Consider the following 15,409-nt stretch of genomic DNA (forward strand, 5'->3'; position numbering starts at 1 on the left):
GACGGTGACGACCAGTCTAAGGTGCAGGCGGGGGATAATTCTTGCCGTTCCTTCCGCTGCCAAGGCCCTGGATCGGGAAACTTATGCGCCGCGTCGCGATATGGCGGGTGGTCGCATCAGCGACCAGTAATGCGTGCCACGGTGCGGGTGGTGCTGAACCCTTCCTTCAGTTCCGCCAGCAGCACCCGGCCGCCATAGGATTGCACCAGATCAGCACCCACCACCTGATCAATGCGGTAATCCGCCCCCTTCACCAGCACATCCGGGCGCACGGTTTCAATCAGGCTCAGGGGCGTGTCCTCGGTGAAAGGTACGACCAGATCAACCAGTTGCAGCGAGGCCAGCACGGCGGCGCGGGCGCCTTCTGTCTGCACGGGCCGGGCATCGCCCTTCAGGCGGCGGACGGAGGCATCATCGTTCATGCCAACGATCAACCGGTCGCACCCCGCCCGTGCCTGACGCAGCAGTGAGAGGTGGCCCGGATGCAGCAGGTCGAAACAGCCATTGGTGAAGCCCACCTTCAATCCGCGTTCCCGCCATTGGTTGGCCAGGATGCGGGCTTCCCGCGCGTCGGCGATCTTGGCGTCGATATCGCCCGCCTCCTGCTGGCGCAGCGCCAGCGCCACCTCTGCCGCGGTCACCTGGGCCGTGCCCAGCTTGCCGACCACGATGCCGGCGGCGGCGTTGGCCAACCGTGCCGCATCGGCCAAGCCGGCCCCCCGCGCCAGGGCACAGGCCAGCATGGCAGCGGCGGTGTCGCCAGCGCCCGACACGTCGAACACTTCGCGCGCCATGGTCGGCAGATGCACCGCCTCTGTCGCGGTGACAACCGACATGCCCTGTTCGCTCCGGGTCACGATAATGGCGCCAAAGCCAAACTTGCTCAGCAGCAGGCGTGCGGCATCCACCACCTGCGCGTCATCCTCACACGGATTGTCGCTGACCTGACGCAGTTCCCCCAGATTGGGGGTCAGTATGTCGGCACTGCGGTAGCGGCCATAATCGCGGCCCTTGGGGTCCACGATCACCCGTCGCCCGGCGGCATGGGCGGCCTGGATCATCCGGGCGGGCATGTCGCCGGCCAACACACCCTTGGCATAATCGGACAGCAGCAGGATATCGGCATCGGGCAGGGCGGCTGCCAGGGCCGCCAGCAGGTCGGCCTGCTCCGTCGCTGTCGGCGGGCTGGTGATCTCCTCATCCAGGCGCAGCATCTGCTGCTGCCGGGCAACGATGCGGGTTTTCACCGTGGTCGGGCCTGCCGCGCGGGTGAAAAGATGCCCCTGGCCACCCGGCAGGCTGGCTACAAGCTCCCGTACCCGTTCCCCGGCTGCGTCCTTTCCCACCAGCCCCAGCAGGGTGATGCCCGCCCCCAGCGCCGTTGCATTGGCGGCGACATTGCCGGCCCCGCCCAGCATTTCCCGCCGATGGTCATATTTCAGCACGGGCACCGGCGCTTCCGGCGAAATCCGGTCAATATCGCCATAGATAAACCGATCCAGCATGATATCGCCGACAATGACCAGCCGGGCGCCGGCCAGGGTGGCGATGATATCGACCAAGGACACATCAGACTGGGGAAGGGGTCCGGTCATGCGCGCAACGGGCCTTTCAGCGATAGGAGGCAGGGGAGAGATCATTCGGCACGGAAAAGGCCAAATCACCCTCCAGGCTGGTCATGGTGCTGGTATAGCTGGCAGCACACAGGCGTGAAAGACCGGCATGTATCGGAATACTGATGCTGAGCCCGATAAAGCGGCACCGTCTGTAACAATCATAAAGCCCGCCCCTTTACATCCAATATCCCCCTGATGGTACCAGGGGGTAGTGACCGGACGGAAGAGGGCGGGCGAGGGCACTATCTTCTATTTTGGGTGCTGCGGGGCGACCCTCAGTGGATCATTTCGCATCCGCCGGCAGGTTGGTCAGCAGGCGATAGGTCATGACATTGCGATAAGTCTGTCCCGGTTCAAGACGGGCGCTGGGGAAACCCTTCTGGTTAGGGGCATCGGGAAAGTTCTGCGGCTCCAGCACGATGGCGTCGCCCATGCGATAGATTTTCTTTGCCTTGCCGTGGGTGGTGGCATCCATGAAATTGCCGGAATAGAACTGAAGGCCGGGCTGGTTGGACCACAGCTCAAACCCGCGGCCCGAACCGGGCGCCACAACCCGCACCATTAATTGCATGTCCTTGGGCGGGGTCCGGGTGATGACCCAGTTATGATCGTACCCCCGGCCAAAACGGATCTGTTCGTCCGACGCATTGCGCACGCGCGCGCCAATCGGCTGCGGCGTGCGGAAATCAAATACCGTGCCGGCAACGGAGCGGAACTCGCCCGTGGGGATGGAGCCGGCATCGGTAGGCAGATAGGTTTCAGCCGGGATGGTCAGCACATGGCCCATCGCACCTTCGACCGCGCCCTCACCCATCAGGTTCCAGTAAGCATGGTTGGTGATATTGACGATGGTCGCTTTATCCGTGACAGCGCGGTAATCAATGGTCAGTTCGTTGGTTTCGCTCAGCGAATAGGTGGCATCGACTGTCATGGTGCCGGGATAGCCCTGGTCGCCATCGCGGCTGACATAGCGCAGCGTAACGGAGGCGGTATCGCCTTCTTTCACTGACTGTACATCCCACAGCACCGTATCAAAGCCCACGGTGCCACCATGCAGGGCGTTCTTCCCATCGTTGATCGTCGTCTGGTAGGTCTGCCCATCCAGGGTGAAGCGGCCGGCGGCGATACGGTTGGCAAAGCGGCCCACCGTGCTGCCCATGAACTGCCGCTTATCGAGATAGCCCTGAAGATTGTCATAGCCCAGCGCAACATCGGCGGCTTTGCCGTCGCGATCCGGCATGATCAGGGATTGCAGGCCCGCGCCATAGGCAATGACAGTCGCCGAAACCCCCTTTCCGTTGCTCAAGGTGACGGCGGTCACCTCGCGCCCGTCGGGCAGCTTCCCGAAGGTCGATTTACGCGCGGTTGCCGCGTCAGCGCTGCCGGCCATCAGGCAGGCTGTAATTGCGGTGGATAAAAGCAGGGCGTATTTTTTGAACATGGTTTTCCTCCCAATCAGCCGCGATTTATCTTGGTCTACCGGCGACGGCAGCCGGGATTGACCACTGAAAGAACCCCGCATCACGCCATGCCGGACCAAATGGTGACGGTGGGCGGGCGTTTAGATAGGCAGATTTCGGTGTCGGGATGGTTCGTGGGGAAAGTGGTGGGAAACCGCAACTTCCAACCCATAGAGGCTGAATTGTCATAGCTCCGGTGCGATGACCTTGTGCGATCCGACCACTTGGAATTATCACCCACGCTGATGATCCCTTTGATCAGGCAGACCCCTGCCAATCCAACGATGGGTAGAGATAAGGCCGATATCCGAGAAAGGGAAGCCTATTTGTAAGACAAATAAGATCAAGCCAGCCGGCATAATAGGCGGGCCGGTTGAGCCTCTGGGGGCTAGGGGCGGGGAGAAGAACCGCTTAGGGGCAGTCTGGGGCTGCGGCTGCCGCAGCCCCAGTCGTTTTATGCTGTCAGCGTTGCGACAACGGTCTTCAGCGAGGCGCGCCAATCCGGGAGCGAAGCGCCCGGCAGTGCCAGGAAACGCCCGCAATCCAGCACGGAATAAGCCGGTCGTTTAGCGGGTGTGGGATAGTCGGCGGTTGTGATCGGCTCCACCTGGGGACGGGGGCGGCCATGGGCAGCGGCCTCGTCAAAGATGGCCTCAGCGAAGCCGTGCCAGCTTGTCGCTTCCGATCCGCCAAAATGCATCACGCCAGTGGCGCTGCCATTGGCGATGAAAGGCTCCAGAAAGGCAATGGCGGCGGCGATATCGGCTGCTGCCGTGGGGCGCCCCACCTGATCGGCCACCACGCGGAGCTGGGGGCGGTCGGCCCCCAGACGCAGCATGGTTTTGACGAAATTGGCCCCATCGGCGCTGAATACCCAGGAGGTGCGTAGCGTGACATGCTTGCCGCCAGCGGCAGCAACCGCCTTTTCCCCCGCCAGTTTGGACGCGCCATAGACGCCCTGCGGCGCTGTAGGCTGGTCTTCCCGATAAGGGCTGGTGCCAGCGCCGTCAAAAACATAGTCGGTGGAGACATGCACAAAGGGAACGCCCGCTTCTGCCGCAGCGCGGGCGATGATGCTCGGCCCCGTCTCATTTACCGCATATGCGTTTTCAATGTCGGATTCAGCCTTGTCCACGGCTGTATAAGCGGCGGCATTGATGACGAAATCCGGCTTGTGCGTGGCGAAGGCAGCAGCAATGGCGGCAGGGTCGCGGATATCCGCCTCGCTTGAGCCCAAGGCCACAACCGCCCGCCCGCCCCAGTCACGGCGCAGCAGCGCCGTTGCCAACTGGCCATTCCGACCGAAGATCAGGACGGTCATGGGGTGTCGCGCCCTTCGCCAAGCACTTTCAGCAGATAGTGACCATATTCGTTCTTCATCAGCGGCTTTGCCAGCGCCTCCAACTGCGCCTCGTCGATCAGGCGCTTGCGATAGGCGATCTCTTCCGGACAGGCGATCTTCAGGCCCTGGCGCCGCTCAACCGTCTGCACGAAATGCGTCGCGTCGACCAGGCTGTCGTGGGTGCCAGTATCCAGCCAGGCATAACCCCGGCCCATCCGCTCCACATTCAGGCGGCCCTGCTGGAGGTAGACATTGTTCACATCGGTGATTTCAAGCTCGCCCCGGGGGCTCGGCTTGATATTCGCCGCAATATCCAGCACGTCGTTATCGTAAAAATAGAGCCCGGTAACAGCATAGTTGGACTTGGGCTGCTTGGGCTTTTCCTCAATCGTCAGCGCGCGGCCGCCGGCATCGAAGCTGACCACGCCATAGCGTTCCGGATCATTGACATGATAGGCGAAAACGCTGGCGCCGCTTTGGCGCTGATCAGCGCTGGCCAACAGTTCGTCCATCCCGTGGCCATAGAAGATGTTATCGCCCAGAATCAGGGCACTGTCGTCGTTGCCGATAAAATCCCGACCGATGATGAAGGCCTGGGCCAGCCCGTCGGGGCTGGGCTGCACGGCATAGGTGAAGCAGACACCCCATTGGCTGCCATCGCCCAGCAGCTCCTGGAACTGGGGCATATCCTTCGGGGTGGCGATGATCAGGATATCCGTGATGCCGGCCATCATCAGGACGGACAACGGATAATAGATCATCGGCTTGTCATAGACCGGCAGCAACTGCTTGGAGACGCCACGGGTGATGGGATAGAGCCTTGTACCGGAACCGCCGGCCAGGATAATGCCCTTACGCTTCTTCATGGCGCTCACACCTTTCCCAGACGCTGGCCGGCAACGGCACGCAGCCGCCCCCACCACCATTCATTTTCCAGATACCACTGAACTGTCTTCTCAATGCCGCTGTCGAACGTCTCCTGCGGCGACCAGCCCAGGTCGCGGCGGATCTTCGAGGCATCGATGGCATAACGGTGATCGTGGCCCGGACGGTCGGTAACGAAGCTGATCAACTCCCGGCGCGAACGTCCCGGCTCCGGCCGATACTTATCCACCAGATCGCAGATGCGCTCCACGACCTCCAGGTTGGTCTTCTCATTATTGCCGCCAATATTGTAGCGGCCACCATTCTCGGCCTTGATCATCACTTCTGCCAGCGCGCGGGCATGGTCTTCCACATGCAGCCAGTCGCGCACATTCTGGCCGTCGCCATAGACAGGCAGCTTCTTCCATTCCAGCGCATTCAGGATGATCAGCGGGATCAGCTTTTCGGGGAAGTGATAAGGCCCGTAATTGTTGGAGCAGTTGGTCAATACGACAGGCAGGCCATAGGTATGGTGCCAGGCATCGACCAAATGGTCCGACGCCGCCTTGGAGGCGGAATAGGGGGACCGCGGCGCATAGGCGGTTTCTTCGGTGAAGAAACCTTCAGCCCCAAGACTGCCGAACACCTCGTCTGTTGAGACATGGTGGAAGCGGAAATGGGCGGCAGCGTCCTTGTCCAGCCCGGACCAATAAGCGCGGGCAGCGGCCAGCAGCACGGAGGTGCCGACAATATTGGTCTGGATGAACGCGTCCGGTCCATCAATCGACCGGTCGACATGGGACTCGGCGGCCAGATGGATGATGGTGTCCGGCTTATGCGTTGTCAGCACGCGGTCGATCTCCGCCCGGTCGCGGATATCCACCTTTTCGAAATGATAGAGTGGGCTGTCAGCCACCGGATTCAGATTATCCTGATTGGCGGCATAGGTGAGTGAATCGACATTCACAACCGCGATGCCGCGATCCAGAATCAGATGGCGCACGAGGGCCGAACCAATGAAACCGGCGCCGCCGGTGACCAGCACCAGCTTAGGATTACGGGTGGTCATGTCTCACCAATGAAAAAGGGCGGGGAGGTCGCGCAGACGCGGCAACTTGGTGTCCTTGGCGGACAGCTTCACCTGATCAGGGCCGAAGGGCCAGTCAATGCCAAGGTCGGGATCGTTCCACAGAATACCGCCATCATCGGCGGGGCTGTAATAATCGGTGACTTTGTAAAGGAATTCCGTATCCGGCTGCAGGGTGCAGAAACCATGGGCAAATCCCACCGGTACCCAGAATTGGGCGCCATTTTCCGCAGAAAGCTCGACCTTTAAATGCTGGCCAAAAGTGGGGGAGCCAGTACGGATATCCACGATCACATCCAGCACAGCGCCGCGCACGACGCGGACCAGCTTGCCCTGGGCGGATGGGTGGCGTTGAAAATGCAAGCCACGCAACGTCCCGACGTCGGCGGAAAGGGAGTGATTATCCTGGACAAAATCCACATCAACGCCGGTGGCCTCGGCAAAACGGCGGCGATTGAAGGTTTCGCTGAAATAGCCGCGATGATCGCCGTGACGGGCTGGCACCAGCAAGCGTGGCCCAGCGATTGGGAATTCTTTAACTTCCATTTACTTCCATCTCTCCGGCGGCTCAAATGCCATCATACCATTGATCACCCCGGCGGCGTTTATGCCCCACTCACCTGTCTCCGGCAACCCGTCTCATAAGGCGTATAAAACCATATGGGGGCGTTCGTATCGTTGGTGTTGTCTATTTCCCCCTCCGGATATCCTTGAAGTCGATATGGCCGAATTGGAAGGCGATGCGAAGCACCATCCCCACCCGGTCCGCCTGTCCGCGTCGCAACCTGTTGAGGATGGTAATCATCATTCCCAGCCATACCGTTGGCAAAGCGTATGGGAAATGTCGTCTGGTGATGCGTAAGCGATTGCGAAGATTATAAAAATCGGCGAGCAGGCTGACGGCGTGGCGCTTGCCACCCGTACTGCCGCCTTCCTTATGATAAATCATTGAATCCGGACAATAGCCGATATCAAAAAGATGACGGCCAGATCGGCAGTAATCGATCTCCTCAAAGTAAAGAAAAAAACTTTCATCCATGAGGCCAACCTGTTCCAGCCAGGCGCGTCGGATGAAAAGGGCGGCGCCGAATACGTAATCAAGGGGACGGTTTGCATGGTGATCACGGCTTTCCGCCGGTTTTCCATATCCGTGATGGTCGCATAGCCCCGTCCACCGATGATAGGTGCCGCCGCCCGCCGCCTGAATAATGCCAGGTCTGTCATGGTAGAGTAACGTGCTGCCGATGATCCCTTGTGTGGGATGCAGGTCAGCATGGTGCAATAGATGGCCTAGGGAATCCGGCGCCACCTCCGTGTCGTTGTTCAACACCCAGACGAAGCGCATGGCCGGGTCGCGCAGCGCCAGCCGCATGCCGACATTGTTTCCCCCCGCATAGCCATGATTGCCGCTGTTCGCGATCAGATAGGCCTTGAAGCCCTCGTCAACCCGCGTATTGGGAACATCCTTTTCGGCCAGTTTCCGCCATTGGCTGCCGAATCGGCTTTGCAAGCCTGCAGCGAGAATATCCAGCGCCCCATCGCTGGATGCGTTGTCGCAAACGGCCAGGCGCCAAGTCTCCTTTTGCAGCCGGATGATGGAATCGATGCAGGCAAGCGTGTCTGCGGCATTGTTCCAGTTCAACACGACGATCCAGCAGGTCGTGTTATCAGGGCTGGCGGAAACGGAGGCCGGATTGGTGCCTGTCATTCTGCGTCCGAAAAGCATCACCGGCTGAGAGGGCCGTTCATGCCCTCATAGGCGCAGCGAAGGCCAGGGGTCAATCATTCAGGCTTATGGCCCCTGTTGACCGGGGCCATACCCTTTCACTTTCAGGTGGGAATGGCTTCGATCAGCAGGAAATCCTGGAAAGCGGCTTCCACCCGGTTATGCGCTGCCGTGGCCGTACCCAGGGGCCTGTCATTCCAATAATCATGCAGGCGATAGGTCTTGCCGGGCGTCAGGCCACGCAATTCCACCGCCCCCTTCCAGTCAGCAGCATAGAAGGCATAGAACAGGCGGCCTTCCTTTTCCACGGCATGGGCCTCCGGCTTGTCAAAGCCGATATCGTATAGTTCCCCGCGATATGTGCCCTTGGGCAGCATCTTGTCCTGATAGATATCGGTCCAGCGCCGCCATTGCCGTTCCCGTTCCGGCGTCAGGGCGAATTTGGCGGCGGGTTCGGTTGCCACCGGCGGCCAGGTGAATTTGGTGGCGATGACGGCGCCGATCCCGATGGAAGAAGCGAAATCCTCGCCCTTGTCGGCCAGTTCGACATGGTCGCCGCAATAGGCGGCACTTTCGCCCATCAGGGCCTTCACGCTCTTGCCTTTCAGGCGCACCTGCCAGGAGGAAAGCGGGTCCGACCCGACGGCCTGGTTCATATAAGGCATGTTGTGAAAGGCATAGGAGGTGCCGCAGGGGCAGATCTCCACCACGGCATCGGGATTGATCGCTATCGCCGTGTCGTAGATCGCCTTCCAGTAATCCTGCAGCTTCTCCACTGATTCCCAGGGATGGGCATGGTTATGGGCGGGGTTGTAGCAGGGGGCGACACCGTTCAGGTGCTGGCCGTCAATCTTCAACCCTTCATAGCCCCAATCCTGCATGATCTTGCGCACCAGCGCCTTGCCATTCTCCACCGTCTTTTCATAAGCGGGGCAGAGATAGAAGCTGTTCCACCAGGTCACATCCTGGACAGCCCCATCCTTGTCCAGCAGCAGCATGTCGGTATGGTCATGCAGCAGGTCGGTGCCGGGGTCGACGGCCAGCGGCGCCAGCCACAGTTTGGGCCGCATCCCCGCCGCCTTGATACGCTGGACCAGCCCTTTCATGTCGGCATCGCCATTGGGGAATTTCTTGGGGTCCAGGTACCAGTCCCCTTCCGCCGTCTGCCAGCCATCATCAATGACGGCCCATTTCAGGCCCAGTTCTCTGGCCTTGGGCAGGGCCCCGACAATATCCTCCATCGTCACATCGCGTTCATACCCCCAGGCGCACCAGATCGGCTCATAGGCGCTGTCGGGCACGGGGGCCTGGCCCATGCCGCGCAGGGCCATGATTTCCCGATAGGTGCGCAAGGTGGCGTAATGGTCGCGCTGGTGGATAGCGATGAAAGTCTCAATCGTCTTCAGGCGGCCACCGGGCGCCAGGATCAGCGGTTCCTTCTCCGCATAGTCGAACCCTACCGCCATGTGCGCGCCATCCTCACCCACAGTCAGGGGCAGGGAGACCAGCTTGGGTGTCGCTTCCAGATGCCCGACCGCAAGCCCGCCGTCACGGCGCCAGACATCCAGCACCGGTGTGCCGCCGCCATAGTCGGAACTGTTCATGCCCATGAAATTGCGTTGGTTGAAACCGGGTTTGGCCGGCTGCAACCAATCACGCCGATCAGCGAAGGAGGCACCGTTGAAGGACCAATAGTCCGCGCCATGGGTGGGGTCGGGCTTCAACAGATGGGCGCCATTGACCCAGCCGGCGACGGCCAGCGGTGCATCGCCCAGATTGGCATATTCCACCTGCAGGATGGCCAGCGCCGGGTGACTGTCAAGCTGGGTGACGGTCAGCGTCTTTTCCAGCTTGCCGTCTGATACACCCCGCAGGCTGTGCCGCATGCCGCCGCCCTGGGGCCCCCGCAGCGGCATTGTTTTCATATCGACATAGCGGAACCGGTCCAGGCGGCTGCCATCGGCCAGCAGTAGATATTCCCCGGTATCGAAATCGGTCAGCGCCCGCTCTCCCCCCAGGCGGGAGATGATGCGGCTACGCATGTCATGATCAAACTCGATCCGCAGCCGGCCATTATCCAGCGTCGCGGCGGGACGATTGCCGGTGGCCGCAGCCCCGGATAGCGGGACGGAAAGGGCCAGCAGGGAACTGGACCCCATGATCAACGCATGGCGCCGGCTGATACCCCGATGTTCGATGCCCGTCTGCCGTGACCGTTCGTTCATTTTTTTAACCCGTTTGTGTCTGTTCGATTGGATGGCGACAGAAGCCTTGCATTTTTGAATCACCATGGCAACAAAAGGAAAGATAAGATCGCGCAGTTGGTTTCGATATCTTGCTTCTGGGAGAGGCTTCATGGGTATGAAAACGAAAGATCGCCGTCTGCACCGTCTGGCGGCGCTGCTGCTTGCCGGGATGTGGGCGACCTGGGCGCCCCCGGTGTCAGCCGCTGAAAATCCATACGCGGTTGAGGATTTTCGCCATGTGCCAAAATTTGACGCCCATATCCATGCCAATACGGCCGATGCCGCTTTCCTGGAATTGGCGCGGGCAGAGAATTTCGAGCTGCTGACCATCAATGTCGATTACCCGGATTTTCCCCCCATCGACGATCAAGCCCGGTTCGGGCGCGACCTGGCGCGACAGGAGCCGGCGCGCTTTCATCATGCCACCACCTTCTCCATGCAGGGCTGGGGAACGGCCGGCTGGGCTGCCGGGGTGGAAAAGCGGCTGCGCGATGCCGTTGCCCAGGGCGCCGTGGCAGTGAAAATCTGGAAAAATGTCGGCATGGAAGCGCGGGACGGGCAGGGGCATCTGGTGATGATTGATGATCCCGGTTTCGACCCGGTGGTGGCGGCCATCCGCAGCCTGGGCGTGGTGCTGATCGGCCATCAGGGGGAACCGCATAATTGCTGGCAGCCGCTCGACAAGATGACGACGGCGAATGACCGCGCCTATTTCGAGGCGCATCCCCAATATCACATGTATCTGCACCCCGATCAGCCCTCATACGAGGATCAGATGGCGGCGCGGGATGGTTTCCTGGATCGAAACCCGAAACTGGATTTTGTCGGCGCGCATCTGGCAAGCCTGGAATGGAGCATCGATCATCTGGCGGCTTTCCTGGACCGCTATCCCGATGCCCATGTCGATATGGCGGCCCGGATGACCCAGATCCAATATCAGTCGCTGCGTGAGCCGGAAAAGGTGCGCGCCTTCTTCATTAAGTATCAGGATCGCATCCTTTATGGCAGCGACCTGACGCTGAACCCCGGCACCGATCCCGCCGCTTTCAAAAAGGAAGCCCTGGATTTCTGGAAATCGGACTGGATTTATATGGCAACGGCTGAAAGCCAGCGCATCCAGGACCTTGACGCCAATGTGCCGGGCCTGGCCCTGCCACGCCCGGTGATTAGCAAAATCTGGAACGATAATGCGCGCCGCGTTTTCCTGCGGCGTTGAGTGTAAGGCGATGGCGGGGAGGGCATCCCCGCCATCGGCCCTGTCAGGGCGCAACCCTCACTTCACAGGACAGCCCGCCCTGTTTGATGTAATCCGGCGCGCCCTTATCGGTGATCAGCAGGTCGATTTCCTCCACCCCGATGATCCGGTGCAGGCACATGCGGCCGAACTTTGAACTGTCGGTCACGGCGATGATCTGATTGGCAACGGTGGCCATCTTCCGGTTCAGCCGCGCCTCATTCTCGTAATGGGTGGTGATGCCCTTCTCCAGATGGAAACCATCGACACCCAGAAACAGCTTGTCGACCAGCAATTCCTCAATCGCGGCTTCGGTCTGGGCGCCGTAGAAAGCCATGTTCTTACGCCGCAGCGCCCCGCCCAGCATCACGATCTGGATGTTCTGCTTGGTGGCCAGCGCCGATAACACGCCGAAATCATTGGTGACGACGGTCAAATCCTCGATATCGGGCAGGTGATGCGCGATCTGGATTGTGGTGGTGCCACTATCCAGCAGGATGCTGTCCCCCGGCTTCACAAGGCTGGCTGCCAGCTTGCCAATGGCCTCCTTTTCCGTGCGGTTGAAGCCCAGCTTGGTATCCACCGCCGGCTCTGCCGCCATAGGCACAGGGGAAATGGCGGTGCCCACCACATCGGCCGAAATCGCCCCCCCGTAAGCGCGCGTGGCGACCCCGCGATCTGCCAGATAATGCAGATCCTTGCGGATCGTCTGGGCGGACACGCCGAACATCTCTGACAGCATCGTCACCTGAACGCTGCCCTGTTCCTTCACCATGGCGGTGATCCGCCGCCGGCGGTCGCTGGTGTCGCGCATCATGCCTCCCTCGCGGCCGGACTTGGCGCCCGCCCGCACTTTCCACTTCTATAATCTTATCCTGCAACAAGACGAAACTTTCAATGCCCGTTTCGGCACGCCACCGGCCAGTGTTTCATAAAAACTTCGCTTTGCACATTTCGTTTGATTTCGGTCTTTGCGCAATTCGCAAGTTATGTTACGCAATCAGAACAGCGGGACGGCAAAACGAAACATGCGTGCCCCCCGGAAAGATGCGATAACAGAATAGGAACAGGGGAAAGAACATGGCAGTGATACGTAATCGCCGTGCCCGGCTGCTGCTGGGGGCTACATTCTTTTGTGTGGTTCCAGCGATGCCAGCAATATCCCAGGAAGCGCCACCAGCCGGCGATGCTTATCTGGATGAAATCATCGTCACGGGTGTCCGCGCCAGTCTGGCCCGTTCCATCGACGCAAAGCGGGATGCCGCAACCGTCATCGACAGTATTTCGGCAGAAGAGCTGGGCAAGTTTCCCGACCGCAATGTGGCGGACAGTCTGGGCAATGTGCCCGGCATTTCCGTGCGCCGTACCCGCGGTGCGGAGGGGCAGAATGTCTCCATCCGGGGGCTGGGCCAGGGCTTTTCCATCGTCACCCTGAATGAGCGCATCCTGCCGACCGATGGCGCCGGCCGTGAATTCGCTTTCGATGTGCTGCCCTCGGAGATGATCTCCGGCGCAGATGTCTACAAAGGTGTGCAAGCCTCCTTGATGGAAGGCGGTATTGGCGGCGCGATCAATCTACGCTCTGCCCGACCCTTCGATTACAAGGAATTTACAGCCTTCGGCTCTATCGAAGGCGAATATAATGATCTCTCCGATAAATACGGCAAGAAGGTCACCGGCGTTGTCGCCGATACTTTCGCCAATGATACGATTGGCGCTCTGGTTTCGGTATCCTGGTCCAAGCGAAAGATCCGCACCGATAATCTGCGCGAATATCATATCACCGCCGAGCATGAGACGGATAATGGGGTCGATTTCAACGGCAATGGCGCCATTGATGAAGACAGCCCCGGCTATGTCTATCCTGATTTCTACAGCCCCGGCACGGTGATCGGCACGCGGCAGCGGTTGGGCATCACCGGCGCGCTGCAATTCCAACCGGCTGACAATTTCGAACTGACCATCGATGGTCTTTACAGCAATTACGACACGCCGACCCGTAACTACGCCCAGTCCAACTTCATCGAAGCCAGCCGTTTCCGGCCGGGATCGATCAAGGTCGATCAGAATAATGTCGTCACTGATTTCATCATCGATGATCTGGTGGCTGAAGCGGTGAGTTATGAGGAGCCGCGCAGCGTCGATACGATGTTGTTTGGCGCCAATGCCGTGTGGAACGCCACCGATGCGCTGGATATTGTTTTTGATGGCTATTGGGGCAAGGCATCGCGCAATGGTGCGGGTAAAGAGCGTTTCTTCGTGGCTGGCGTCACCGATGCCAGCGGCGCCTTCACCGCGCGCGATGGCGCGATGCCGGATTTCCTGATCACCCTGCCCGATGGGCGGCCTTTGTCGGAAGCCGGCAATGATGATTACCGCGCCCATTATCTGGGCATCACCGGCCAGGATGTCGATGACCGTGTCTATGGTACCAAGCTGGACACGATCTACAGCTTCACCGATGGCATCCTCGACGAGCTGAAGGTCGGTATCAGCTATAATGACCGCAACAAGCGTTATGACCAATATGGCAATGCCGCCACGGAATGCAGCTTCTGCGGCTATCCCTTCACCTTCGGGGAAATCGGGGCCGATCTGGTGCGACCGCTGCCCGTGGGCGATTTGCTAAAAGGGCAGAAGGGCAATTTCCCGCGCCACTTTGCCAGCTTCGACAATCAGGCCTATCTGGAGGCCCTGCGCCGGGCGGAAAATAATCCCGCCATCATCAACCCGAACACGGGTGAGCCCTATCCCGTGGGCTATGCCGACCAACTGGTTGCGCGGCTGCCGGGCGAATCCTTTGATATCAGTGAGAAGACGTACGCCGCCTATAGCCAGCTCGACCTGCAGAGCGGCCCGTGGAGCGGTAATCTCGGCCTGCGCCTGATCCATACCAAGGTCCGTTCCAACGGGGCCATCGACCAGATCATCTCCATCACCAAACAGCCCAACCAGACGGCCAATTACGATGTCGTCCGGTCGGAAGCGACGCCCGTATCAGGCGGCGGCAAATATACCAAGCTGCTGCCGTCGCTGAACATCGCCTATGACATTCAAGATGATCTGCGGCTGCGGTTCGCGGCGGCCCAGGTAATGTCCCGCCCTTCCATGGACCAGCTTTCGCCCGCCAGCAGCGACAATGCGGAAACCGGTGATTTCACCAAATATAATTACGGCAATCCCGACCTGAAGCCGACCGAGGCCAACCAGGCCGACATCTCGCTGGAATGGTATTTCGCGCCCAATTCCATGCTGGCCGGTGCCTTGTTCTACAAGGATATCAAGAACTTCATCACCACCGGTATCGACCAGGAAGTGATCGCCGGCCAGACCTTCAGCGTCGTCACCGTGGATAATGGTGACAGCGGCAAGGTCAAGGGTCTGGAACTGACCGCGCAATATCTGCATGACAGCGGCTTTGGCTTTGCCGGCAATGTCACGGCTACGAAAAGCTCCGCCCGGTTTGGCGAGATCAGCGGCAAGCTGGAAGATGTGACCCCGCTGTCGGTCAACCTGTCGGTTCTGTATGAGAGGGGGCCGATCAGCGCCAAGGTCACCTATTCCTACGACAAGGGCCGCACGGTGCAGCTTGACGGCTTTGTTGAGGGCCTGTCGGTGCATGGCGATTCTTACGAGGATCTGTCCTTCAGCACATCTTACGATCTGACCGACCGGGTGGAGGTCTTCGTGGAAGGCTCCAACCTGCTGGATGAGACGGTGCGGCAGTTCAATACCCACCGCAATGTCCCGGCCTTCTACGAAGAAAATGGCCGTTCCTTCTTCTTCGGCATGCGCGCCCGGTACTGACCTTGGGCGCCCTCCCGGGGCCGCTCA

General features: G+C 60.0%; 11 protein-coding genes. 2 read left to right on the plus strand and 9 right to left on the minus strand.

The window, feature by feature from the left end:
• Positions 1 to 116: 116 nt before the first annotated feature.
• The 8 genes from rfaE1 to G473_RS0108630 all read right to left on the minus strand — a co-directional run bounded on the left by rfaE1 (position 117) and on the right by G473_RS0108630 (position 10,320).
• Positions 117 to 1,595: a D-glycero-beta-D-manno-heptose-7-phosphate kinase gene (rfaE1, locus tag G473_RS0108595; protein ID WP_051330043.1), complete on the minus strand. Its 1,479-nt coding sequence runs from the start codon at positions 1,593 to 1,595 to the stop codon at positions 117 to 119.
• 304 nt (positions 1,596 to 1,899) lie between these two features.
• Positions 1,900 to 3,057: an aldose epimerase family protein gene (locus G473_RS0108600; RefSeq protein WP_035706085.1), complete on the minus strand. Its 1,158-nt coding sequence runs from the start codon at positions 3,055 to 3,057 to the stop codon at positions 1,900 to 1,902.
• A gap of 473 nt (positions 3,058 to 3,530) precedes the next feature.
• Positions 3,531 to 4,397 (minus strand): dTDP-4-dehydrorhamnose reductase, encoded by an 867-nt coding sequence (rfbD, locus tag G473_RS0108605; RefSeq protein ID WP_029012766.1) that lies wholly within the window; start codon positions 4,395 to 4,397, stop codon positions 3,531 to 3,533.
• On the minus strand, positions 4,394 to 5,284 hold the full coding sequence (rfbA, locus tag G473_RS0108610) for a glucose-1-phosphate thymidylyltransferase RfbA (protein WP_029012767.1): 891 nt from the start codon (positions 5,282 to 5,284) through the stop codon (positions 4,394 to 4,396). Before rfbA ends, rfbD begins: the two co-directional genes overlap by 4 nt.
• Before the next feature lie 5 nt (positions 5,285 to 5,289).
• Positions 5,290 to 6,351 (minus strand): dTDP-glucose 4,6-dehydratase, encoded by a 1,062-nt coding sequence (gene rfbB, locus G473_RS0108615; protein WP_029012768.1) that lies wholly within the window; start codon positions 6,349 to 6,351, stop codon positions 5,290 to 5,292.
• A gap of 3 nt (positions 6,352 to 6,354) precedes the next feature.
• Positions 6,355 to 6,915, minus strand: a complete 561-nt coding sequence (gene rfbC / locus G473_RS0108620) for a dTDP-4-dehydrorhamnose 3,5-epimerase (protein ID WP_029012769.1) — start codon at positions 6,913 to 6,915, stop codon at positions 6,355 to 6,357.
• A gap of 142 nt (positions 6,916 to 7,057) precedes the next feature.
• On the minus strand, positions 7,058 to 8,077 hold the full coding sequence (locus G473_RS25890; RefSeq protein ID WP_051330044.1) for a glycosyltransferase family 2 protein: 1,020 nt from the start codon (positions 8,075 to 8,077) through the stop codon (positions 7,058 to 7,060).
• Between the two features lie 122 nt (positions 8,078 to 8,199).
• Positions 8,200 to 10,320: a glycoside hydrolase family 36 protein gene (locus G473_RS0108630; RefSeq protein ID WP_051330045.1), complete on the minus strand. Its 2,121-nt coding sequence runs from the start codon at positions 10,318 to 10,320 to the stop codon at positions 8,200 to 8,202.
• Between the two features lie 130 nt (positions 10,321 to 10,450).
• On the opposite strand from G473_RS0108630, the gene G473_RS0108640 reads away from it, so the two are divergent.
• Positions 10,451 to 11,557, plus strand: coding sequence for an amidohydrolase family protein (locus G473_RS0108640; RefSeq protein WP_029012771.1), 1,107 nt, complete (start codon positions 10,451 to 10,453; stop codon positions 11,555 to 11,557).
• A gap of 43 nt (positions 11,558 to 11,600) precedes the next feature.
• Here G473_RS0108640 and agaR read toward each other — a convergent pair whose 3' ends face one another.
• Positions 11,601 to 12,392, minus strand: a complete 792-nt coding sequence (gene agaR / locus G473_RS0108645) for a transcriptional repressor AgaR (protein WP_035706340.1) — start codon at positions 12,390 to 12,392, stop codon at positions 11,601 to 11,603.
• A gap of 263 nt (positions 12,393 to 12,655) precedes the next feature.
• Here agaR and G473_RS0108650 point away from each other — a divergent pair, with 263 nt between their 5' ends.
• Positions 12,656 to 15,382 carry a TonB-dependent receptor gene (locus G473_RS0108650; RefSeq protein ID WP_029012773.1) on the plus strand — a complete coding sequence of 909 codons (2,727 nt, stop codon included), beginning with the start codon at positions 12,656 to 12,658 and terminating at the stop codon, positions 15,380 to 15,382.
• Positions 15,383 to 15,409: the final 27 nt, after the last annotated feature.

The organism is Niveispirillum irakense DSM 11586 (genome assembly GCF_000429645.1).
In the GTDB taxonomy this organism is placed as follows: domain Bacteria; phylum Pseudomonadota; class Alphaproteobacteria; order Azospirillales; family Azospirillaceae; genus Niveispirillum; species Niveispirillum irakense.

Bases quoted from the DNA above. Each gene is read 5' to 3' on its own strand.
- G473_RS0108630 (WP_051330045.1), bottom strand. From the start codon at position 10,320: ATGAACGAACGGTCACGGCAGACGGGCATCGAACATCGGGGTATCAGC.
- G473_RS0108640 (WP_029012771.1), top strand. From the start codon at position 10,451: ATGGGTATGAAAACGAAAGATCGCCGTCTGCACCGTCTGGCGGCGCTG.
- G473_RS0108600 (WP_035706085.1), bottom strand. From the start codon at position 3,057: ATGTTCAAAAAATACGCCCTGCTTTTATCCACCGCAATTACAGCCTGC.
- rfbA (WP_029012767.1), bottom strand. From the start codon at position 5,284: ATGAAGAAGCGTAAGGGCATTATCCTGGCCGGCGGTTCCGGTACAAGG.
- G473_RS25890 (WP_051330044.1), bottom strand. From the start codon at position 8,077: ATGACAGGCACCAATCCGGCCTCCGTTTCCGCCAGCCCTGATAACACG.
- rfbB (WP_029012768.1), bottom strand. From the start codon at position 6,351: ATGACCACCCGTAATCCTAAGCTGGTGCTGGTCACCGGCGGCGCCGGT.
- rfaE1 (WP_051330043.1), bottom strand. From the start codon at position 1,595: ATGACCGGACCCCTTCCCCAGTCTGATGTGTCCTTGGTCGATATCATC.
- rfbD (WP_029012766.1), bottom strand. From the start codon at position 4,397: ATGACCGTCCTGATCTTCGGTCGGAATGGCCAGTTGGCAACGGCGCTG.
- rfbC (WP_029012769.1), bottom strand. From the start codon at position 6,915: ATGGAAGTTAAAGAATTCCCAATCGCTGGGCCACGCTTGCTGGTGCCA.
- agaR (WP_035706340.1), bottom strand. From the start codon at position 12,392: ATGATGCGCGACACCAGCGACCGCCGGCGGCGGATCACCGCCATGGTG.
- G473_RS0108650 (WP_029012773.1), top strand. From the start codon at position 12,656: ATGGCAGTGATACGTAATCGCCGTGCCCGGCTGCTGCTGGGGGCTACA.